The organism is Bradyrhizobium sp. INPA03-11B, assembly GCF_040446015.1.
GTDB lineage: Bacteria > Pseudomonadota > Alphaproteobacteria > Rhizobiales > Xanthobacteraceae > Bradyrhizobium > Bradyrhizobium macuxiense_A.
Map to the genome: position 1 here is coordinate 77,678 of NZ_JASGSR010000004.1, position 21,300 is coordinate 98,977.

Consider the following 21,300-nt stretch of genomic DNA (forward strand, 5'->3'; position numbering starts at 1 on the left):
CACCCTGTGAATAGTTCCGGGCGCCTCGATTGAGGCGCCCGGCCTTGTCATGTGCTCGACGCTACTCGGTGCGACGCAATCGGGATTGCGCCGTCCGCAATGCGCCGACTTACTTGGCGCCGCCGCTGGCGCCGTTGGCGACGTTCAAGCAGCCATTTGCCTGGGTAGCGGCCGCCGCAGCGATGGCGGTCGTACGCGTGCCCCAATACTGGCTCTTGATGTTCTTGGCGTAGCTGGCCGGCACCGCGTGGAAGCCGGCATTTTCGATCACCGCCGAGACGTCCGGATCGAAGTTCGGGTCGGTCGAGTCGGCACCGGCGACATAGGTGGTCAGGAAGTTGACCAGGTTGGTGACGCGGTTGGCGTCGGCCTGGACGTTGTAGCAGCTATAGAGGTCGAGGAACGTCGTGCCGCTGAGCGGATAGGCGTTCAGCTTGTTGGTGAGCGGCAGCACCGGCAGGCCGGTCACGGTCACGCCCGACTGCGTAACGGTGCCGAACACGTTGGCGTAGATGTTGTAGTCGTTCCAGGTCCAGGTCGTGGAGGGCGTCTTGAGCCTCGTGTCACCCCACGCGGCAGCGGCGCCATCCGGCGTCGGTGCGATGAACGTCAAGCTCGCCGGCTGGGTCGCTGGCGCCACTCCGTGGCTCGGAACATAGGTGGCGGCGCCGCGCAGCTGCTCGTTCTGCAGGGCTGCCGACTGCGGCGCAGTGACGCCCGCAACCGTGCTGGTGTAAGGCTGGGTGAAGTCGGCACTGACGTATCCGATGCGGCCGGCCTTGCTGCTGTCGGTGCTGATCGCGGATGCCACGCCGCCGCTGCCTTGCGCGCTGATCCAGGCGTTCGTCGCCGTCGTGTTGTTCCAGCCTCCCGCGCCACGGACCGCAGCAACACGGGCGATCAGGTTGGCGAAACTGGTGCTCGGCAGGGTTGTGGTGTTGAAGATCGACTGGTAACCGAACGCACCGGTGGAATCGAGCAGCGGGCAGACGGTCTTGAGATAGTTGGTCAGGATGAAGCTCGTGCCGCTGCCATCGCCGCGGTACACGACCTTGATCGGCAAGGACGAACTCGAGTAGCGTTGTGCCGTGCCCGTGTTGTCGATGTTGGTGTAGTCGAAAGCTGCGAGCACTTGCCCGCCGGTGTTGTTGAGGTACGGGATCTTGCCGATGGTGATGTCGTTCCAGTCGGTCACGAGGCCGGTAAAGATCGCGCACATCTGCGCGGTCGAGAGCTGGATGGCGGCGCCCTGGTTGGCCTGGGTGCCTGGCGTGGCGCCGGTACCGGCGACCGCCGAGTACACCGTCATCGAGCTGGTGTTGACGCCGATCGCGACGTTGACTTCGAAAGCCGGGATCTGGATCGGATTACCGAACGCCGTGGTGCTGTAGGCGACCGAAGCCGTCGAGGTGCTGTTCAGCGTGATCTGGGTCAGCGCGCCGCCGGTGGTCGTCCAGCTCTGGGTCGGGTTGAAGCTGACGGACGACGTCGTGAGCGCCGCCAGAGTGCTGCCGAGCGGCGAGTCCGAGAGGCCGATATCGACGCGCGGATACGGATAGCTGCCGAACTTGGTCGCCGGGCTGCGCGGATTGGCGAGGTCGATCATCGCGGGCTGGTTCGCGGGCAGCGGCGTGTTGATCAAAATGTTGGCTGACGCGTTCGGCGTCACCGTGCCGTTGTACCATTGCTGCGGATTGTTGGTGATGAAGCCGCGGACGCCGTTGCCGCTGCCGACGCCGGCATACATGCCTTGCACCGGCAGGCTGACCAGCGTGCAGGTGGTCGGCAGCTTGCCCGGCGCCGGGAAGCCAGCGTTGAACGCGAAGCCGTCGGGATAGGTGGTGCCGGAGCCGACGATGCCGCCCATGTAGCAGTCGAAGATCTGGCGGAAGGCTTCCGAGGCGAGCGTGCTGCCGCCCGCGTAGATGCCGGCAGTGGCGGTGGAGGCCTGCGCGTTCGCGGGCGTGATGGTCGAGGACGCGAGCAGGGCGAGCACCGAAGCGGTGCCGAGCATGTATTTGGACGTTTGCATTTTCATTGCGCTGTTCCTGTGGGTTGATCACCACCGGCACATCGTCATCGCGTCGTCATGAGAGCGCAAAGTAATCTTCAAACAAGAAGAAGTTTATTTTGCCGCCTATTCAAGATTTATTGGAATAAATCTATGATCAGGCAAGTACCTCTGCCGTCGACGTCATGTCTCCGTCGCCGATGATTGACTTCACGTCTGATAGACAATTCGACAATCGGCTTCGCGCAGGGATTATTTTCGATCAGTGTCCGAAAAACATCTTGGCAATACCTCGCCGGATGCTCTATGGACTCTCCGTCCGACGGTTCGCCGTCTGATCGCAGATTGTTAATGAGACAATCTACGCGGGCTTTCATTCGAGCGAGGCCTCCCACATGGAAGACAACTCGAGCGGGCGTCTTGCGATTCATGTGGGGCATGGCGGCCATGCAATTTTGGCGCGCTCGCTGACACACGGCAGCTATCCATCGACTGACCTGAAGCGGGCGCAAGCGCTGCATCAGGAAGGCGTGGCGCATGCACGCCAGGACCGCTGGCGCCAGGCACTGCGCGCATTCAACGAAGCCGCGCGGCTCGCGCCCGACCAGTCCGGCTTCAATTACTGCAAGGGCGTCGCGCTGTGCCGGTTCGATCGCTTCGACGACGCGCGCAAGGCGTTCGCTGCGGAACTCAGGGTGACACCGACGCACGCACCGGCGCTGGCCGAGATCGGCACCTGCCTTGCGCGCACCGGACGCACTCGGGACGGCATTCCCTACCTCCAGGATGGATTGCGCCTGCTGCCGAACATGCCGCTCGCGCAATACAGCCTCGGCCTTGCGCTCCTGACCGAGAACCGGCGCAGCGAAGCCCTCGCGGCGCTGGACAAGGCGATCGAGCTCGACGCCGGATACGGGGAAGCCTACCGCACCCGCGGCCTCGCCTATGTGATGGACGGACAGTTCGACAAGGCGGTCGACGATCTCCGCGCCGCCTCGACGATCGACAGCGACAATTACAAGGCGATCATCGAGCTCGGCATGAATTTCGGCATCGCCGCGCGCGACCAGCAAGCGGCGCGGCTGTTCGAGATCGCCGCCGAGAGCGCGCCGACCGTCGCGCTGCCGCAATATCTCTATGGCCACTTCCTGATCAATCATCGCGCATTCGAGCGCGGACTCTCTTATGTCGATCGCGCGCTTGCGATCGATCCGCTGCAGGCGGAGCACCACGTCGGCCGCGGCTTCGGATTGCTCGGACAGGGTCGCATCGAGGAGGCCGTCGCGGCCTATCGGCGCGCAGGCGAGCTCGATCCCGGCAGCGCCGGCATCGCCGGAACCCTGCTGTTCGCGCTTCAGCACAAGCCGGGCGTGACACGTGCCGAGCTGCTGCGCGAGCATCGGCGATGGGCGGTGCTCTACCGGCCGAGCGCGCCGCTCAGTCGCCTTGCGTTCGCCAACGCGCCGGATCCGGCACGCAAGCCGCGGCTTGGCCTGGTGTCGGCGGACCTGCATCGGCATGCCGTGTCGTTCCTGGTCCTGCGCGCCTTCGAGGCGCTCGCCGCACTCGGTTACGAGATCTTCTGCTACAAGACCGACAGCAAGCGGCAGGACGACGACTTCAGCGAACGCTACAAGGAGATCTCGCTGTCCTGGCGCGATGTCTCCGGGCTGCACGATCAGGCCCTTGGGCAACAGATCGCCGAAGACCGCATCGATGTCCTGTTCGATCTCGCCGGGCACACCGCCGGCAACCGCCTCTCGCTGTTTGCAATGCGCGCGGCGCCGATCCAGCTCAGCTGGGCCGGCTATGTCGGCACGGTCGGGCTCGATACGTATGACGGCCTGATCGCCGATCCGGTGGAGATTCCGCCGGAGCACGACGCGAGCTATATCGAGCGTCCGATCCGCCTGCCCGACTGCTATGTCTGCTATCACCCGCCGGCCAAGGCGCCTGAGGTGCGCCCACTGCCGAGCCTGAGCGGTGGCCGCTTCACCTTCGGCTGCTTCAACCGTCCGGCGAAGCTCAACAGCGAGCTTGGCAAGGCCTGGGCGCGGATTCTAGAGCAGGTGCCGGATTCGCGCATCCTGATGGTCTATGGCGGCCTCGGCGAGACCAGCACGCGCGATGCGGTCTACAACGTGCTCGGCCAGGGCGGCGTGCCGCGCGAGCGCGTCGAGCTGGTCGGCGAAACCGATCAGGACAAGCTGCTCGTGGCCTACGGTGAGGTCGACGTCGCGCTCGATCCATTTCCCTATTCTGCCGGCGTCACGACGCTCGAGGCGATGTGGATGGGCGTTCCGACCGTGACCTTCGTCGGCGATACGTTCGCCGGCCGTCACTCGGCGGCCCATCTCACCGCAGCGGGACTGAGCAGCTTCTGCGCAGACAGCATCGACGACTACGTCGCCATGGCGGTCGGCTGGACGCGCCGCCGCGAAGAACTCGCCGAGTTGCGCCGCAGCCTGCGCGATCGCGTAGCGGCCTCGCCGCTCTGCGACGCCCCGCGCTTCGCCGACAATCTCTCCCGCGAATTGATGAGGCTCTGGGCGGAATGGTGCGAGGCCCGCACCAACGCGGCGGCCTAGAGCATGATCCGGAAAAGCGCGAAGCGGTTTTCTGAAGAGATCATGCTCAAACTAAAGAGCTAAAGCGCGATGACGATCCAACCTCATCTCATCGCGCTTTAGTTGCAATCACGGGCAACGCGGACAAGCTGCGGTCCGCCGATGAATTGCGCGGGACACGAACGTCGAGAGAAGGTCGAGAGTAGAGGGTGCGTTGATGTCGAAAGCGGGGATCAGCGAAGCGCAGACGATGCGCGCAGGCCTGGCGATGCTGAATCAAGCTTCGTCCGAGCGGCGCGCCGAATTCATCCAGACCGTCATGAACCGTGCCATCGCGCTGTTTCGCGACGGTCAGCTGGACAGCGCGGATCTGCTGCTCGAAACCATGGAGCATGAACCCGCGGTGCGGCCGCACGTCCTGCATATCCGCGGCGTGATCGCACTGCAGCGGGACGAGGACGAGCGCGCGCTGGAGTTGCTCGAGGAAGCAGTCCGGCTCAATCCGGCCGATGGTGAAGCGCACGGCAATCTCGGGGTTCTGCTGCTGAAGGGCCGCCAGTATCCGCAGGCGCTGGCGGCCTACACGGCTGCGCTGACGCTGCGGCCGGACAATGCAGCGGCGCAGCTTGGCCTCGCCCGCGCGCTGGCGATGCTGGAGCTGAGCGATTTCGCCGACGACGTATTCCGCGACCTGATTGCGAGCGCCCCCGACTATATCGACGCGATCGTCGATTTCGGATGGTTGCTCAGCGACACCAACCGGCACGACGCCGGCGTCGCATTGCTGCGTGACGCGCTGGAACGATACCCCATGCGCGCGGAACTGCGCGCCGTGCTTGCCGTCTGCCTGTTCGGCGTCGGCAGCTGGTCGGCGGCCTGGGCGGAGTATGAGGGACGATTGTCGGACCCGCGTGTCAGCAAGCATCTGATCTCGACCGACCGGCCGCGCTGGCAGGGCGAGGATCTTGCCGGCAGGACCATCCTGCTGCAATCCGAGCAGGGCTTTGGCGACACCCTTCAATTCGTGCGCTACGCGCCGATGGTGAAAGCCCGGGGCGGCCGCGTGATCCTGCGCACGCCGCAGGTCTTGTTGTCCCTGATGCAAACCGTTGCCGGCGTCGACGATGTGGTCAGTGACGCGACCATGACGCCGGCGTTCGACGTCCAGCTGCCGCTGCTGTCCTTGCCGCTGATCTTCGACACGCAGGTCGACACGGTTCCCGCGGCAACGCCTTATGTCACCCCCGATCCGGATCTGGTCACGCGATGGCGCGAGCGCCTCGGCGGCAATCCTGGCCACGGCATGTCCATCGGACTGGTGTGGCAGGGCAATCCCGGCCATCTCAATGATCAGCGCCGCTCAATCCGGCTCGATCTGCTGCGTCCCCTGCTCGACTGTCCGGGCGCGCGATTTGTCAGCCTGCAGATCGGCCGCGGACGCGAGCAGCTCGCTGATTTCGACGATCGCATCCTCGATGCCGGCGCGCAAATCGACGCGACATCGTTTGCCGACGCGGCCGCGATCATCGGCAATCTCGACCTCGTCATCTCGATCGACAGTGCCATCGCGCATCTCGCCGGTGCGATGGGCAAGCCGGTCTGGATTCTGCTCGCCAACGGCAGCGATTGGCGTTGGCTGCGCGATCGCAGCGATACACCGTGGTATCCGCAAGCCCGGCTGTTCCGGCAGACCAGACCGGGCGATTGGGCGGAAGTGATCGGACGGCTGAACACCGAGCTCAGGTCGCTCGCCGGAGCTGGGTCCGGAGCGCCGGCGGAATGGATCGCCGATCCGATCATGAGCTCCGCGCTCAAGATGACCGTACCGCAGCACGAGAACGACGCGCTGCTATGCGACGCCCTGTTCGTCGAGGCGTGCCGTCAGCATCGCGCAGGCAATTCGGATCGCGCCACTAAACTGTTCGAGCACGTTCTCTCCCTCGATCACGGACACGTCAACTCACTGTGCAATCTCGGCGCGATCGAGCTCGGCCACGGCCATCACGAACGCGCCTACACGCTCTTGCAGACTGCGGTGACGGCGGCGCCTGACCTGGCGCCAGCGCGCATCGCGCTCGCCGGCGCGCTGATCGCCACGCAGAGGGCGGAGCAAGCGGTTGCTCAATACCGCAAGGCAATCGAGCTTACGCCGTCGAGCGTCGATGTCCATGCGGCGTATGCGAATGCGCTGCGCAAGCTCGCCGGTCACGAGCAGGCGAGCGGCATGGATGCCGATGTGTTGAAGCGCCAGCTTCATCAGCACTACCGCAAGGCACTGGAACTCGCCCCCGCCAGCGACGCACTGCATGCGCAATATGCGCTGGCATTGTGCGAGCTCGGCGATCTCGACAACGCCATGCTGCATTTTCTGGCAGCGACCAAGATCAATCAGCAACAGTCTTCGGAATTCTACGAAGCGCTTGGTCGCGCATGCGCCGCGCGCGGCAACTCGCAGGGCGCCGAAATCAGCCTGAAACACGCCGTTGCGCTCGATCCGCGCCGGGTGACCGCCCATTGCGCGCTTGCCGATCTCTATCTCACGCTCGAACAACCCAATGAAGCATCGACGAGTTTCCGCGAGGCATTGGCGATCGATGCCGGAAGTGCGGCAGCCTTGCTCGGAATCGAACGGGCGCAGATCGCGCAGCGGAACTCGGTCGTCAGCGAAATGTCGTGACATGCGTCTCACCGATAATCGCGTTCGTGCTTCCATCGTGTCCGACGCCTGCGACGGATCTTGCGGATGTGCAGTCGCAGCCGCGACGCGCGCAGCACTCGTGCAGCACGCAGGTCAATTCTGCATCATCGATCGTGGCTCCGCATGTCGCGACGTGAGCACTCGCTGTGGTTTCATTTCCATGTCACCAACCGCAGCTAGGAGTGTCGCGACCGAATTGAAATGTGACGATTGCCGCGGTTGGGGATGGGGCCCCTGCAATGAGCGACACCAATCGAACGGCGTTGCTCGCGCTCCTCGTCACAAGCTACGACGATCTCAAACAACGTTTGACGCGACGCACCGGGTCGGCCGATCTCGCCGACGAGGCCTTGCAGGATACGTTTCTGCGCTTGAGCAAGGCGGACGGCATCGGTCCCGTTCGCGATCTGCCCGCATATCTGTTCCGCGTGGCGATGAGCGCCATCAGCAACCGGCGTGTTGCCGAACGACGCCGTCGCACGGTGCCGCAAGCGGATACGCTGTTCGACCTGCCGGACGAAACTCCCGGCCCGGACCGGATCATCGAAGCGCGATCCGAGATCACTGCGCTCCGCCGCGCCATCCAGGAGTTGCCGACGCGCCGCCGGGAGATCTTCATGGCGATATGCGTTGAAGAAGTCCCGTTGCAACAAGTGGCCAAGCGATTCGGCATCAGCGTGCGCACGGTGCAGGTCGAGATCAAGCAGGCGCTGGTGCATTGCGCAGTATGCATCGATCGGAATGCGCAGATGCCGCGGGTTGCGTTTCGGCGACGAAATCCATTCACCGAGCGCGACCGCGCCGCGCTTCATCCCGCGAGCGATGGCGATACGGTGCTTGGCCGTCGATTGCCGTTGGGCGGCAGCAGGTGATGCACGATGGCAAGGCTAGCGCGTGAAAACAATGCGCCGGCGACACCAGCCGCCGCGCCGATCGACTTCATGGCGTATCTTGCTGGCAAGGGCGCATTGCGCGACAGCCAGAAGGACGAAGCGGCCGGTCGCACCCGCAACGGCGACGGGTCGGCCGGTCATGTCGACTGGAGCGCCGTTACCAAGCTGACGCCGTCGGCGCTGGCCGACGAGCTGGCCAGCTTCTATCGCTGCGATCGGGTCCGTCGTGACGATCTGGTAGACGGACGCTTTGCCGGCAATGAGATGTCCGCGCGATTCCTCAGGGAGGAACGCCTCTTTCCTTACGAGGGCACGGCCGGAACGTTGCGTCTCGCAGTGGCCTCCCCGATCGACGACGAGACATTGCGCGCGATCGAGCACATGCTGCGCCGGCCGGTCGCGCTTGCGGCAGCGACCGCCGACGATCTTGAGGCCGCGTTGTCGCTGCGGCTCGAGCCGGATCAACCGGGCGATGCTCCGCAGGCCGGGAGCGGCGCCGGCGAGGACGATCTCGACAATCTGCGCGATCTCGCGCGCGGTGCGCCGGTGGTGCGGGCGCTTGACGATCTGCTCCGCCTGGCCGTCGAGCAGCGCGCGACCGATCTGCACATCGAGCCGGCCGGCAATGCATTGCAGGCGCGCCTGCGCGTCGACGGCATGCTGAAGAACGTGCCGGCACCGCCGATGGCGATGGCCAAAGGCATCCTGTCGCGCCTCAAGATCATGGCCGGCCTTAACATCACTGAGCGCCGACTGGCCCAGGATGGCCGTGCACACATCCAGGTCGGCGGCAACGAGATCGACCTGCGCGTCGCCACCATGCCGACGATGCACGGCGAATGCGCCGTCATTCGACTGTTGCGCAAGGGTACCGGCCTGGTCTCGCTCGACCAGATCGGGCTTAGCGCGCATCACGAGGCGGTCCTGCGCAAGGCGTTGCTTGCGCCTTATGGAATGGTCATCGTCACCGGCCCGACCGGTTCCGGCAAGACGACGACGCTGGCCGCATCGCTCGCCGTGATCAACGAGCCCACCCGCAAGATCCTGACCATCGAGGACCCGGTCGAGTACCAGATACCTGGCATCACCCAGACGCAGGTGCATCCGGGCATCGGGCTCACCTTCGCATCCGCGCTGCGCTCCTTCATGCGGCTCGACCCCGACGTCATCATGGTTGGCGAGATGCGCGACTCCGAGACGGCCCATATCGGCGTCCACGCCGCGCTCACCGGCCATCTGGTGCTGACGACGCTGCACACCAACACCGCCGCCGGCGCCGTCACCCGCCTGATCGATATGGGAATCGAGAGCTTCCTGCTGGCGTCGTGCGCACGGGTGATCGTGGCACAGCGGCTGGTCCGGATCCTGTGCGACCACTGCAAGGAACGCCACACGCTGTCGGCGGCGGACATCGCGGCCGACGAACGTTATGCCGCCCTCGGCATCGAGGCTGGCGAGGTGGTTTGCCGGCCCAAGGGCTGCGACTGGTGCGGCTCGACCGGATTCCGCGGGCGCAAGGGCGTGTTCGAGATCATGGAGATCGGCCCGGCGCTGCGTCGGTCGATCGGCCCGAAGACCGATGCCTCCGAGCTCGAAGCCGTGGCCCGGCGCGCCGGCATGACGTCAATGACGGAGGACGGTGTCGCAAAATTACGCGCCGGGCAGACCACGCTCGACGAGATCTTCCGACTGACCATGAGCCTGTAGGAAGGTCATGCCGCACTACCGTTACCGCGCGTTGACCAAGGCCGGCGAGATCATTCTCGGCGACGTCGACGCGCCCTCGCGCGAGGAGGTGCTGCGGCGGATCGAGTATCTCGGCCACCTGCCCGTCGAGGCCGAGATCGCAGGCCGCAGCGCGCTGCGCGCCGGCATCTCAAGCGGCGGCCTGCCCCGGCAGCGCGAACTGACCACGTTCCTTCGCCTGCTGGCGCTGCTGCTTCGCTCGGGACTGACGCTGGAAGCGGCGCTCCAGACCCTGGAGGAAGACACCAACAAAGCGGTCGCCCGCTTTGCCGGCGGGCTGCGCTCCGCGGTCTCCGGCGGCGACGGCTTCGCCGAGGCGCTCGAACGCTACAACCAGATCATCGAACAAATCTACATCGCGATGGTGCGCGCCGGCGAGGCGTCCGGCAAGCTGGAGGTGGTGCTGCGGGCGATCGTCGAGGACCGGACGCGGCGCGAGCAGCTGTCGCAACGGATCACGTCAGCGGTTCGCTATCCGATGTTCCTGGTCGGGTCGGCGCTCGTCATCCTGTTCTTCTTCCTGCTCTATGTCGTGCCGCAATTCGAGTCGGTCTTCACCGAGCTGCGCGGACGCCTCAATTCCGGCGCGGCCTTTGCGCTCACGATGTCCACCTGGCTGCGTGCCCATCTCAACATGTTCCTTGGCGGCTGCGGCGCGGTGCTGCTGCTCGGGTGGCTGATCCTGCGCCAGCCGGCTGCGCGCGCCTCGCTGATGGCGCTGCTCGCGGCCATCCCCGGCGTGTCCGGCCCGATGCACGATCGCCGCACCGCCCGTTTCATCGGCACGCTCGGGCTGCTGATCGAGAACGGCGTCGCATTGCCGACCGCGTTGAAGATCCTGCGCGATATCATGACCGAGCCCCGTTACGCCGCGGCAGTCGAGCAGGTACATGAACAGGTGCGCAACGGGCGCCGTTTCATCGAGGCGCTGTCCGAGAGCGATCTGGTGCCGCCGCTCGCGGTCCGCATGCTCCGGGTCGGTGACGAGACCGGAGACCTGTCGGCAATCGCACAGCACGCCGCCGATCTCTACGAGCAGCGGCTCGCCATTGGCCTCGACCGGCTGATGGGTGCGATCGGACCTATCACCATCATCGCGGTCAGCATCGGCATCGGAACGCTGGTGGTGTCGATCATGAGTGCGCTGCTCAGCATCACCGAGCTTGCAATGTAGGGATGGCCGATGACGCGCGCGACTACCAGCGGTTCGACGGCGGGCTCCACCCTCATCGAGATGATGGCGGCGATGCTGATCATCGCGATGCTGGCATCGCTGGTGGTGACGACGGTTCCCGGCACCGGGCGCGGCAGCCTGAAGGCGTTGACGCTGCAGACCGCAGCCCTGCTCCGACGCGAGCGACTTGCGGCAATTCTCACCGGCCAAAGCCGCAGCGTGTCGCTCGATGGAAATGCGCGGACGATCGTCGCGCAGGCCGGCACCATCGCGATCCCTCGCGACGTCCGGGTCGATGTGATCGGCGTCAACGAGCTCTGGTCGGGACGGCAGGCGGTGGTGCGGTTCGAGCCCGACGGCGCTTCAACCGGCTCGGTGCTGAAGTTCTCCTGGGAGAATGTGCGCTATGAAGTGGACGTCAACTGGTACAATGGCCGTGTTGCGGTCGACCTGCCCTGAACCTCGCGCGGCTGAGGCAGGCTTCACCTTGATCGAGGCGCTGGTGGCATTGGCGCTGCTCCTGGCGTTCGTGTCGGTGCTTGGCCCGCATCTGTTTTACGCCCGCCGGATCGCGGACAAGATCGACGGCCGTATTGCAGCACAGGTCTTGTTGCGCACGATCCTGGATTCGCCGGTCGACCGTTCGCTCCTCGCAAATGGGACACGCGACGGTGAGACTACCGGTCTGCGCTGGTCGGTTACATCGGAACCGATGTTCGTCGACGCCATGGTCGCGCGGCGGGACGCGCCGGCCGCAGCCGCGCCGGACAAGAAGGAGGAACAAACGACCAAGCGTCCGAACTGGATCGCATACCATCTCGTCGCAACGGTGTCGTGGGCGCCCGGCCAGATGGTCAGCGCCGATACGCTGCGGCTCGGATTGGGAGCCGACGAATGAGCGTAGCCCTTCGCCCGGGGCGCCATGCGGCGCGCGGCTTCACGCTGATCGAGATGCTTGCCGCGCTCGCGATCGGGTCGGCGGTGATCGCCGCAACCGCGGTGCTGATCAACAACGTCGCGCTGAATTTCGACCGCAGGACAGGATTGGTGGGAAAGACGGATCAGCTGCTGCTCGCAGTCGACCGCCTTGCCGCGGACATCGGGTCCGCCCGGCAGGTGAAGCAGGGTGACGGAGCGGACGCGGCAGCCGCCTTCAATGGCGATGCGAACCAGATGACGTTCGTTACCGGAAGCAGCGCGGGTGGCGGCCGGGGCGAGGAAGTGGTCAGCCTGCAGGTCGAGGAGACCGATGGCGTCAATCATCTGGTCCGCCGCCGGGCCCGATGGCAAGGCCAACGCACGCCGTTCGCCGCCGTCGCGCTGCAAGACCCCGTTCGCCTGATCGAAGGCCAGGTCGACATCGCGTTTGCGTTCGGAGGTCCACGCCCGGACGGGGCCTTGTCCTGGAGCGCGACATGGATCGGGCAGCCGCTGCTGCCAGGGCTGGTGCGCCTGACCGTTCGCGACCGCGCCAGCGGTGCCGATCTCTTGCCTGGCGTTCAGTTCGCGCTGCGAGCCGACGCGCCGATGGGCTGCGCGCAGCCCGGAGCCAACGCCGACTGCGTCGCCGGGAAGTCCGCATCGCCGAAGGAGCCGCCGGCCAAGGATCCGCCAGCGGGAGCACGCCGATGAGCAGGCTTCACACCCAACGCGGCATGGTTCTGCTCGCCGTACTATTGGCGATCGCACTGTGCGCCGCGCTCGCCATGGCTACGTCGACGACGTTTCGCAGTCTCGCCGGCATCGTCCGGATCGATCGCGAACGCGTGCAGGCCGACGGACTTCTGAGCGCAGGGCTCGAGGCCGCCGCCGGCATCGTCGCGGCGTTGCGCGACGCCCCGCTCGCCGAGCGCAGCACCACGCTGACATTCGCGACCGGGACGGTTCGGCTGACCGTCAGCGACGAGGGCGGCCGCATCGACATCGGAAAGGCCCCGGTCGAACTGCTCACATCGCTGCTGCGCTCTGTCGGCGCCGAGGATGACGATGCCGGCATCGTGGCGCAACGGATCGTCGCGCTGCGCGATACCGCAGGGCAAGCGCGACCGAACGATGCATCGCCGCGACCGACCAATGCGGCGAAGCCATCGGCGCCGGGTACACCGGACCAGCCCGCGCCCGCTCCCGCACCGTTCACCGACGTCGGGCAGATCGCTGATATTCCCGGCATGCAGCCGCAATGGATGGCCGCGATGGCTCCCCTGATCACCGTGTTCGGCAGCGACGGCGTCAATCCGCTCACCGCGCCGGTCGCGGTGCTGCGCGCGCTGCCGTCGTTCGATGCGGAGCGCCTTGACGCCTTCCTCGACATGCGGAGCTCTCCGTTCGCCGATCCTGAGCGGCTCTCCGTCCTGCTTGGGCCGGCGCAGAAATATTTCAAGGCGCAGCAGACGCATGTGATCGCGGTGGACCTCGTCGCCGGCACGGCCGGCGGATACACCGCCGCGGCCAGGGCGTTCATCGTGCTGCTTCCCGACGACAAGCAACCATATCGGGTTCTGGCCTGGACACCGGTACCGCGGTTCGCAACGACAGGCGTCGTCGCGTCACTGGAGGCACGCCGATGAACATCGACGTGATCATGCGGCGCTGGATCGACATCCTCGCCCGGCTCTGGCTCGGCTGGCAGGAGCGGCGCCGCGCCAGGCATTGGTTGAAGGTGACAAGGGTCGGCAGCGAATGGGTTCTTGAAGACGCCAAGGCATCGACACGATCGACATTCGCGGCGGGGTCTGCGGGTATCGCGCTGCCGGACGAGATCGTCCGCGCCGCGCAAAAGTCCTTCGTCATTCTCGAGCTTCCTGCCTCCGATATCGTTTTGCGCGCGATGACTGTTCCGGCACAGGCGCGCGATCTGCTGGCGGGCATCGTGCGCAATCAGATCGAGCGGCTGTTTCCATGGCGGGCGAGCCAGGCCGCCTATGGCTTCAGGGTGGCCGCCGGCGCGGATGCAAATATCCTCAATGTGCAGGTCCTCGCCACCTCGCGCGCGACGCTCGACGAGGCGTGCGGCGAGCTCCGCGCGCTGGGGCTGCGGGTAGACCGCGTCGTCGCCGGCAAGGGCCGCGATGACGGAACGATCACGCTGTGGTCCCGCCTCGCCGATGCGACCGATAGCAATCTGTCGCGGACACGCCGGATGGTCGCCGGCCTGATGTTCGGAGCGGTCTGTCTGACACTGGCCGTCAACGTCTGGGCTTTCATGGCTGCGGCATCCGCGGACAGCGAGAGCGACGAGGTCGGATCGCGCCTTGCAACACTGCAGCGCCAGATCAGGGGCAGTTCGTCGAAAGAGGCGATCGCCGCGCTCGCACCGGCCGAACGGGCGCGCGCCCTGAAGGAGACGTCGCCGGTTGCCGTGGTCGTCGTCGAGGCGCTGTCCCGCGCCCTCCCCGATACGTCCTATCTCACTGAGCTGAACATGGACGGCGCGACGCTGCGCATCACAGGCCTCGCCGGCGACGCGCCGTCGCTGATCGCGCCGCTCGAACGTTCCGGACATTTCAAGGATGTGCATTTCTTTGCTCCGACAACGCGCAACGCCGACGGCGGCCGCTTCGTGTTCCACATCGAGGCCCGCGTCGAGCCGCATGTCAGGATCGATGGAGAGTGAACCGTGCTAAAGGCGAAGCTCAACTTCGATATCGACCTGAACCGCGAGCAAATCTTCGCAGTCGGCGGCTTCTGCGCGCTGCTGATGATCTGCGCGATTGCGATCGCGGGCGCGCTGCAGGCACGCACCACCGCCCTGCAGCACCTCGCCGAACAGCACGACGAACTCGCAGCGCTCGAGGCGCATTCGCGGCCGGCTGCCAACAAGCGTGCGCAGGCCCAACGTCTCGCGGCGCCGGCGACGGCTTTCCTGGATGCGCCGACCAGCGGCCTCGCCACCGCGCAGTTGCAGGCCTATCTCTCGGAACTGGTGACAAGTCAGCATGCGGTGCTGGTCTCGTCGGGGGTTCCCGCCGATCGCGACGAGAAAAATGACGCTATCAGGCTGCAGATCTCACTGAACGCCTCGCTCGCGGCATTGCAGACATTGCTCTACCGGCTCGAGAGCGGCGCGCCCTATGTGTTCGTCGATGCACTGCTGGTGCAGCCGGGGGGATCCACCGAGCGCAGCGCCGGCGATCCGGTCTTGAAGGTCAACCTGACGGTGCACGCGTTCTGGCGCCGCAGGACGGCTTGATCGACCGCATTGGCGCACAGGCGGCCAGCCTAAGGGATGCTATTCGGCCGCGGCTTTCAACTGACCGCGGAAGTAACCGATCGTTCGCTCGAGGCCGCGGCTGAGATCAATGGTCGGCTCCCAGCCAAGCACCGCGCGCGCCAGCGAAATGTCCGGCTGCCTCTGACGGGGGTCGTCGGACGGCAGCGGTGCGAACACCAGTCTGCTTCTTGATCCGGTCATGGCAATGACCTGCTCGGCCAGCTCGCGGATGGTGAACTCTCTGGGATTGCCGATGTTGATCGGCCCGGTGAAATCGCTCGGCGTGTTCATGGTCCGGATCATCGCCTCGATCAGATCGTCGACGTAGCAGAAGCTGCGGGTCTGGCGGCCATCTCCGTAGATGGTGATGTCGTTGCCGCTGAGCGCCTGGACGATGAAGTTCGACACCACGCGACCATCATTGGGATGCATGCGCGGACCATAGGTGTTGAATATTCGCACGACCTTGATCCGCAGGCCGTGCTGGCGCCAATAGTCGAAGAACAGCGTCTCGGCGCAGCGCTTGCCTTCGTCGTAGCAGGAGCGCAGTCCGATCGGATTGACGTGTCCCCAATAGGATTCCACCTGCGGATGGATCTCCGGATCGCCATAGACTTCCGAGGTCGACGCCTGCAGGATCTTCGCCTTCACGCGCTTGGCAAGACCGAGCATGTTGATGGCGCCGTGGACGCTGGTCTTGGTCGTCTGCACCGGATCGAACTGGTAGTGAATCGGCGAAGCCGGACACGCCAGATTGTAGATCTGGTCCACCTCGACGTAGAGCGGGAACGTGACGTCGTGGCGCATGACCTCGAACCGGGGATTGCCGATCAGATGCGCAATATTGGCCCGGCTGCCGGTGAAGTAGTTGTCGACGCAGAGCACGTCATGGCCCTGCTCGACAAGCCGCTCGCACAGATGCGAGCCAAGAAATCCGGCTCCGCCGGTCACCAGCACCTTTGCCACGTCACTCTCTCTTGATGTCCGAGCTTGAAGCCGGTTGCCAGACCCATGCACGCCGACGTGTGGGAACGTAGCCGGCGACATGCGAGCAATCGCCGCTCTGTGATCCGAACACCGTCCACTGCGTGACCTTCCAGATTTCGTTGCGGCGGAGCGCAGCCCCGGCAATCACGCAGTTATTCCAGGGAGCGACCACGAATTGGATATCGTAGCAGCCCGGCACGATGCGCGAGACCGTGTGCAATCGCGACGGCGGCAACGCCTCGGTAAATTGATCCGGGCCCCACTGTCCGGCTCCGCATGGCGAAATGTAGAGATGCTGCAGCGGCGTGTTCGAGGCGTTGACGACGGTGAGTTCAGCCGCGTCCGCAGCAGACGCGAGCATCGCCGCCATCACCGTCACAACGAGCTGTCGATAAGATGAGCGATGCATGGGAGGCGAACGCACTGCGGACATTCATTGCAGCTGCCACGTGGCAGGCGGTGAACGATAGCATCGCGCCATTGCAGTTTTGTGGCGTTTCCCGTTGTAATTGTCTCGTCCGCATTGCGTTACGTGAATGACTGCACAGTGCTGAACGTGTGCAGCTGATCGTTTCGTAGCACTTGCGCTTTGCGTGATGCGCGATGAGCTGATGCGGCTTCGCGCAACCACCGATCGCTTGGTGGAGTGCGACGATTCACGTCGGGCTAACGTGCAAAAGTTTTTCGCGAGTCAATCGAATTTCAACTCAACGGCGAGCCGTCTCGAAGTTGATAACTGCGTCGTCATAGCGCAGATCACCTGCCGACGTGTCCGCAACGTCGAGTCGGTCTTCGCCGAACGCGACGGTGCGCATTTTCGGCGCCGCGCCGCGCGATGACCCGGGTAATATTTTTCGTCCACAGCGAGTCCGGCACAATTTGAACGTCGCTCAATTCCATACCGGCGAGCGACTCGATGCGGGCCACCTGCCGCGAGGAAACGCCAGCGGCGTCCCAAAGACGCCGGTCAATCGCCTTCCCAATCGGCTGCAAGCGCCCGGCAGGGCCGGTGTTAATTTCATCATCAAAATCAATATCTTGCGTATTGGCTGGGGCGGGAGGGATCGAACCTCCGAATGGCGGAATCAAAATCCGCTGCCTTACCGCTTGGCTACGCCCCAACGCGCCGATTGAAGGCCACGCCGGTCTATAGGGTGAGTCCCGCCATTTCAACAGGGCGGCGATCGAAAAGGCACGAAAGCCGAGGGATGATGACGGCACCCCCATTATAGAGCGCCGCCGCGGTGGCCGAAACAGACCGTGCGATGTCCGTTCGGACAGTTGAGAGCCCGCCGGTTTCATGGGATGACAATTCGCAAACGCCTCGTCGGGAGTAACGCCATGACCTACCGTGCGCCGATCAACGATATTCTCTTGTCTCTCAATCATGGTGCGGGGCTTGCTGCCGCCGTCGAGGCCGGCCACTACGGCGATTTCGATGGCGACATCACCGCCGCGGTGCTGGAAGAAGCCGGCAAGTTCGCCTCCGACGTGCTGGCGCCGCTGAACAAGGTCGGCGACGAGCACGGCATCAAGCTCGACGACGGCAAGGTGACAACCGCGCCCGGCTGGCCCGACGCCTATCAGCGCTGGACGGCCGCGGGATGGAACGCGGTGTCCGGACCGGAAGCGTTCGGCGGCCAGGGCCTGCCGCTCGCGATCAACGCCGCCTGCACCGAGATCTGGAGCGCATCGAATGTCGCGTTCGGCCTCTGCCCGCTGCTGACGCTGTCCGCGATCGAGGCGCTCGATGCCCATGGCAGCGCCGAGTTGAAGAAGATCTATCTCGAAAAGCTCGTCACCGGCGAATGGACCGGCACGATGCAGCTCACCGAGCCCAATGCCGGCTCCGACGTCGGCGCGCTGCGCACCCGCGCCGAACGCGCCGGCGACGGCACCTACCGGATCAGGGGCACCAAGATCTTCATCACCTATGGCGAACACGACATGACCGACAACATCGTGCATTTCGTGCTCGCGCGATTGCCCGATGCCCCCGCCGGCACCAAGGGGATTTCCCTCTTTCTTGTTCCCAAGTTCATGGTCAATGCCGACGGCTCGCTCGGCGCGCGCAACGACATCCACGCGAGCGGCGTCGAGCACAAGCTCGGCATGCACGCCTCGCCGACCTGCACGATGACGATGGGCGACAGGGGCGGCGCGATCGGCTTTTTGATCGGCGAGGAAAACGCGGGCATGCGCTGCATGTTCACGATGATGAACCAGGCCCGGCTCGGCGTCGGCCTCGAAGGCGTCGGCATTGCCGACCGCGCCTATCAGCAGGCGCTGGCTTATGCGCAGGAGCGCAAGCAGGGCAAGGCGGTCGGCCACAAGGGCGACGGGATGGATCCGATCATCGTGCATCCCGACGTCAAGCGCATGCTGATGCAGATGCGCAGCATGACGGCGGCGGCGCGCACGATCTGCTACGCCACCGCGGTCGCGCTCGACGTCTCGGTGCGCGCCAAGGACGCCAAGGTGCGCGCTGACGCGGCGGCACGCGGCGCGCTGCTGACCCCGATCGCCAAAGCGTTCTCCACCGATGTCGGCAACGAGGTCGCCTATCTCGGCGTGCAGGTCCATGGCGGCATGGGCTTCATCGAGGAGACCGGCGCCGCGCAGCATTACCGCGATGCCCGCATCACCTCGATCTATGAGGGCACCAACGGCATCCAGTCGATCGACCTCGTCACCCGCAAGCTCGGCGCCAATGGTGGCGCTTCGGTGTGGGCGCTGCTCGACGAGCTCGCCTCGACCATCAAGCAGGTCGAGACCTCCAACGATCCGGCGTTCGGCACCACCGGCGCCAAGCTGCGCGATGCCCACGCCGCGCTCGAGCGCAGCAGCAAATGGCTGCTCGAGCGGCTGGCTTCCGCGCCGAACGATGCGCTGGCCGGCGCGACACCCTATCTGCGGCTGTTCGGCGCCACGCTCGGCGGCTGCATGCTCGCCGGCGAGGCGCTCGCCGCCAAGGCGAACGGCGAAGCCGAGCCGCAGCGCTACGTCGCATTGGCGCGCTTCTTCGCCGAGAACATCTCCGTGCAGGCGCCGTCGCTGGAGAAGACCGTGACCGAAAGCGCCGAAGCGGTGACCGGCGCGGATGCAGTGCTGGCGGGGTGAGAGCTCCGCAGCCATTGCGATATCGGTAGCACGTCAGTGTCGCGCGCACGTCGCGCGACATGAATCGTCCGAGCTTTGCTCTTCGTTCGGCTCTCTCTTGCAGGTCGGGCGTCTCCTTCGCATCACGAGCGGACCACCTGGCAAGCGCATTCTCGGATTGAGCTCGAGAACGGGATCGACCACGCATTGGTATGACGCCGAGCCTGCAACGTGTGGATGCTGTTCGCATCCGATCGCGACGACCAATGAAGCAAGGGGCTAAAAACACGCGTTGTAAGCTTCATGTAAGCCCGCGTCAGCTTCGCGTAAGCAAGCCGCAGATTTTCTCGCGCCAATTCGTATTCCATGCCGCATGCGTAAGCATTGCTTAACGGCTTGATCTTCAACACTCGCGGAACCGCCGAATACCTCCACCCACTCACGATGTGCTCGGCAAGTCCCGCCTCGCCTGTTCAACCCACCGGTGAAGAAGATGAAGTTCGAGATGCGCTCCTGCGTCTACCGCTTCGGTATGGATCGCAGGGCAAACGTCGCGGTCATATTCGCGCTGACGACGGTGCCGTTGATCTTCCTGTTGGGCATGACGACGGATTACACGCAGGCCCTGCGCAAGAAGAACCAGCTGGATGCCGCAGCGGACGCGGCGGCAATCGCAGCCGTGCGGCCCGCGATGCTGCTGCAAACCGATTCCACGGCGCAGGCGGCTGCCGCCGCTGTTTTCGCGTCGACAGCAAACAGCATGTCAGGCTTGACCGCGGTCCCGTCACCAACGATCAGCATCGTCGATTCCGGGCTCCAGCGTACCGTGACGGTTTCCTACACAGCGCAGTCGATCAACAACTTCGGCACCCTGCTGCGCAGCGCGACCTGGGCCATCGGCGGCACCTCGACGGCGCGGGCAGCAAGCGCGCCCAACATGAACTTCTATCTGGTGCTTGACGACTCGCCTTCCATGGCGATTGGCGCGACCCAGAACGACATCAACAATCTCATATCCTACACGTCCAGCCAGCCATCCGCCTCGAAAAGCTGCGGCTTCGCCTGCCATGAAACGCATCCCAACCTCGACAGCGGCGCCAATTCCTCGACCGTCGACAACCTGACCATTGCGCGCAACAAGAGCGTCACCCTGCGCATCGATCTCGTGGTGAGTGCCGTCAATCAGCTGCTCGTCTCATGGTCGAACTGCCCACAGTCGGGCGTTTCGGGCGGCGTCATGCAATGCATGTCGGCCTTGAACAACACCACCTACAAGGCGGGTCTCTACACCTTCGACTACGGCTTCAACACGCTGCAGGCACCGACCAGCCCAACCACGGCGGGACGGGCCATTTCAAACATTCAGCTCATGACGGTCGACCATCAGAACTGCGTCATCTCTGGAAGCTGCTCCACCGACTACGGCACGGACATCGAGAACGCGCTCAGCAGCGTCAACAACATCATGCCCAACCCCGGCCTCGGCAGCAATCAATCGGGAGATACACCGCAGGAAGTCGTGTTCCTCATCACGGACGGCGTCGACGACAAGATCATCTCGATGAGCTCGTCCTGCAACGCCAACGCAACGCTGCAGACGGTCGGCTCAAACTTCCGATGCCAGCAACCGCTCGACCCGACCACATGCACGACGATCAAGAATCGGGGCATTCGAATTGCAATCCTGTACACGGAGTATCTGCAACTCCCGACAGACAGCTGGTACATGGGTCACATCGCCCAGTTCAACAACCCGTCCTCTTCAAGCGGCCAGATCGCACAAAACCTGCAATCGTGCGCTTCGCCCGGCCTCTTCTCCGACGTCCAGACCGGCGGTGACATCTCGGCGGCATTGACGGCCTTGTTCATCAAGGTCGCCTCAAGCACAGCCAGCCTCACGCAGTAAGGAAGCGCG

At 64.8% G+C, this 21,300-nt stretch carries 17 protein-coding genes and 1 tRNA gene; 14 read left to right on the plus strand and 4 right to left on the minus strand.

Translation table 11 applies throughout. The features are described from left to right. Positions 1-109: 109 nt before the first annotated feature. Positions 110-2,038 carry a substrate-binding domain-containing protein gene (locus tag QMZ05_RS02730; protein WP_353699370.1) on the minus strand — a complete coding sequence of 643 codons (1,929 nt, stop codon included), beginning with the start codon at positions 2,036-2,038 and terminating at the stop codon, positions 110-112. Positions 2,039-2,406: 368 nt separating this feature from the next. Between QMZ05_RS02730 and QMZ05_RS02735 the strand changes: the two genes are divergently transcribed. The 11 genes from QMZ05_RS02735 (at position 2,407) to gspM (ending at position 15,278) form a co-directional block, all read left to right on the plus strand. Beyond that, positions 2,407-4,599 (plus strand): tetratricopeptide repeat protein, encoded by a 2,193-nt coding sequence (locus QMZ05_RS02735; RefSeq protein WP_353699371.1) that lies wholly within the window; start codon positions 2,407-2,409, stop codon positions 4,597-4,599. A gap of 196 nt (positions 4,600-4,795) precedes the next feature. Continuing rightward, the gene (locus tag QMZ05_RS02740; protein WP_353699372.1) at positions 4,796-7,255 is read left to right on the plus strand and encodes a tetratricopeptide repeat protein; all 2,460 of its coding nucleotides are present in this window, start codon (positions 4,796-4,798) and stop codon (positions 7,253-7,255) included. Positions 7,256-7,515: 260 nt separating this feature from the next. Then, complete coding sequence (locus QMZ05_RS02745; protein ID WP_353699373.1) at positions 7,516-8,148, plus strand: RNA polymerase sigma factor; 633 nt, start codon at positions 7,516-7,518, stop codon at positions 8,146-8,148. 6 nt (positions 8,149-8,154) lie between these two features. Further along, on the plus strand, positions 8,155-9,876 hold the full coding sequence (locus QMZ05_RS02750; protein WP_353699374.1) for a GspE/PulE family protein: 1,722 nt from the start codon (positions 8,155-8,157) through the stop codon (positions 9,874-9,876). A 7-nt stretch (positions 9,877-9,883) separates the two neighbouring features. Then, positions 9,884-11,089 (plus strand): type II secretion system F family protein, encoded by a 1,206-nt coding sequence (locus QMZ05_RS02755; RefSeq protein WP_353699375.1) that lies wholly within the window; start codon positions 9,884-9,886, stop codon positions 11,087-11,089. A gap of 9 nt (positions 11,090-11,098) precedes the next feature. Then, the gene (locus QMZ05_RS02760) at positions 11,099-11,548 is read left to right on the plus strand and encodes a prepilin-type N-terminal cleavage/methylation domain-containing protein (RefSeq protein ID WP_353699376.1); all 450 of its coding nucleotides are present in this window, start codon (positions 11,099-11,101) and stop codon (positions 11,546-11,548) included. Further along, positions 11,520-11,987, plus strand: coding sequence for a prepilin-type N-terminal cleavage/methylation domain-containing protein (locus QMZ05_RS02765; protein WP_353699377.1), 468 nt, complete (start codon positions 11,520-11,522; stop codon positions 11,985-11,987). The genes QMZ05_RS02760 and QMZ05_RS02765 overlap by 29 nt, the downstream gene beginning before the upstream one ends. After that, on the plus strand, positions 11,984-12,721 hold the full coding sequence (locus QMZ05_RS02770; protein ID WP_353699378.1) for a prepilin-type N-terminal cleavage/methylation domain-containing protein: 738 nt from the start codon (positions 11,984-11,986) through the stop codon (positions 12,719-12,721). The genes QMZ05_RS02765 and QMZ05_RS02770 overlap by 4 nt, the downstream gene beginning before the upstream one ends. Beyond that, positions 12,718-13,656 (plus strand): hypothetical protein, encoded by a 939-nt coding sequence (locus QMZ05_RS02775; protein WP_353699379.1) that lies wholly within the window; start codon positions 12,718-12,720, stop codon positions 13,654-13,656. Before QMZ05_RS02770 ends, QMZ05_RS02775 begins: the two co-directional genes overlap by 4 nt. Continuing rightward, a complete protein-coding gene (locus QMZ05_RS02780) occupies positions 13,653-14,702 on the plus strand; it encodes a PilN domain-containing protein (protein ID WP_353699380.1) in 1,050 nt (349 codons plus the stop codon). The genes QMZ05_RS02775 and QMZ05_RS02780 overlap by 4 nt, the downstream gene beginning before the upstream one ends. Positions 14,703-14,705: 3 nt before the next feature. Further along, positions 14,706-15,278 (plus strand): type II secretion system protein GspM, encoded by a 573-nt coding sequence (gene gspM, locus QMZ05_RS02785; protein ID WP_353699381.1) that lies wholly within the window; start codon positions 14,706-14,708, stop codon positions 15,276-15,278. A 39-nt stretch (positions 15,279-15,317) separates the two neighbouring features. Here gspM and QMZ05_RS02790 read toward each other — a convergent pair whose 3' ends face one another. Beyond that, positions 15,318-16,265, minus strand: a complete 948-nt coding sequence (locus tag QMZ05_RS02790) for a UDP-glucuronic acid decarboxylase family protein (protein WP_353699382.1) — start codon at positions 16,263-16,265, stop codon at positions 15,318-15,320. A gap of 1 nt (position 16,266) precedes the next feature. Then, entirely contained in the window at positions 16,267-16,656 is a 390-nt protein-coding gene (locus tag QMZ05_RS02795; RefSeq protein ID WP_353699383.1) for a hypothetical protein, read from the minus strand. A gap of 226 nt (positions 16,657-16,882) precedes the next feature. Here QMZ05_RS02795 and QMZ05_RS02800 point away from each other — a divergent pair, with 226 nt between their 5' ends. Then, the gene (locus tag QMZ05_RS02800; RefSeq protein WP_353699384.1) at positions 16,883-17,125 is read left to right on the plus strand and encodes a hypothetical protein; all 243 of its coding nucleotides are present in this window, start codon (positions 16,883-16,885) and stop codon (positions 17,123-17,125) included. Positions 17,126-17,332: 207 nt separating this feature from the next. Here the strand turns inward: QMZ05_RS02800 and QMZ05_RS02805 are convergent. Then, positions 17,333-17,407 (minus strand) — tRNA-Gln (locus tag QMZ05_RS02805). A gap of 220 nt (positions 17,408-17,627) precedes the next feature. On the opposite strand from QMZ05_RS02805, the gene QMZ05_RS02810 reads away from it, so the two are divergent. Together QMZ05_RS02810 and QMZ05_RS02815 are read left to right on the plus strand one after the other, a co-directional pair. Then, the gene (locus tag QMZ05_RS02810; protein ID WP_353699385.1) at positions 17,628-19,406 is read left to right on the plus strand and encodes an acyl-CoA dehydrogenase; all 1,779 of its coding nucleotides are present in this window, start codon (positions 17,628-17,630) and stop codon (positions 19,404-19,406) included. 484 nt (positions 19,407-19,890) lie between these two features. Continuing rightward, positions 19,891-21,291, plus strand: coding sequence for a pilus assembly protein TadG-related protein (locus QMZ05_RS02815; RefSeq protein ID WP_353699386.1), 1,401 nt, complete (start codon positions 19,891-19,893; stop codon positions 21,289-21,291). The last annotated feature ends 9 nt before the right edge of the window (positions 21,292-21,300 follow it).

What these genes read in the sequence shown, in the direction of transcription:
- QMZ05_RS02765 (WP_353699377.1), top strand. Translation starts at nt 11,520, where the DNA reads ATGGCCGTGTTGCGGTCGACCTGCCCTGAACCTCGCGCGGCTGAGGCA.
- QMZ05_RS02780 (WP_353699380.1), top strand. Translation starts at nt 13,653, where the DNA reads ATGAACATCGACGTGATCATGCGGCGCTGGATCGACATCCTCGCCCGG.
- QMZ05_RS02800 (WP_353699384.1), top strand. Translation starts at nt 16,883, where the DNA reads ATGCGCGATGAGCTGATGCGGCTTCGCGCAACCACCGATCGCTTGGTG.
- QMZ05_RS02760 (WP_353699376.1), top strand. Translation starts at nt 11,099, where the DNA reads ATGACGCGCGCGACTACCAGCGGTTCGACGGCGGGCTCCACCCTCATC.
- QMZ05_RS02750 (WP_353699374.1), top strand. Translation starts at nt 8,155, where the DNA reads ATGGCAAGGCTAGCGCGTGAAAACAATGCGCCGGCGACACCAGCCGCC.
- QMZ05_RS02770 (WP_353699378.1), top strand. Translation starts at nt 11,984, where the DNA reads ATGAGCGTAGCCCTTCGCCCGGGGCGCCATGCGGCGCGCGGCTTCACG.
- QMZ05_RS02810 (WP_353699385.1), top strand. Translation starts at nt 17,628, where the DNA reads ATGACCTACCGTGCGCCGATCAACGATATTCTCTTGTCTCTCAATCAT.
- QMZ05_RS02735 (WP_353699371.1), top strand. Translation starts at nt 2,407, where the DNA reads ATGGAAGACAACTCGAGCGGGCGTCTTGCGATTCATGTGGGGCATGGC.
- QMZ05_RS02795 (WP_353699383.1), bottom strand. Translation starts at nt 16,656, where the DNA reads ATGGCGGCGATGCTCGCGTCTGCTGCGGACGCGGCTGAACTCACCGTC.
- QMZ05_RS02745 (WP_353699373.1), top strand. Translation starts at nt 7,516, where the DNA reads ATGAGCGACACCAATCGAACGGCGTTGCTCGCGCTCCTCGTCACAAGC.
- QMZ05_RS02755 (WP_353699375.1), top strand. Translation starts at nt 9,884, where the DNA reads ATGCCGCACTACCGTTACCGCGCGTTGACCAAGGCCGGCGAGATCATT.
- QMZ05_RS02815 (WP_353699386.1), top strand. Translation starts at nt 19,891, where the DNA reads ATGCGCTCCTGCGTCTACCGCTTCGGTATGGATCGCAGGGCAAACGTC.
- QMZ05_RS02730 (WP_353699370.1), bottom strand. Translation starts at nt 2,038, where the DNA reads ATGAAAATGCAAACGTCCAAATACATGCTCGGCACCGCTTCGGTGCTC.
- QMZ05_RS02775 (WP_353699379.1), top strand. Translation starts at nt 12,718, where the DNA reads ATGAGCAGGCTTCACACCCAACGCGGCATGGTTCTGCTCGCCGTACTA.
- QMZ05_RS02740 (WP_353699372.1), top strand. Translation starts at nt 4,796, where the DNA reads ATGTCGAAAGCGGGGATCAGCGAAGCGCAGACGATGCGCGCAGGCCTG.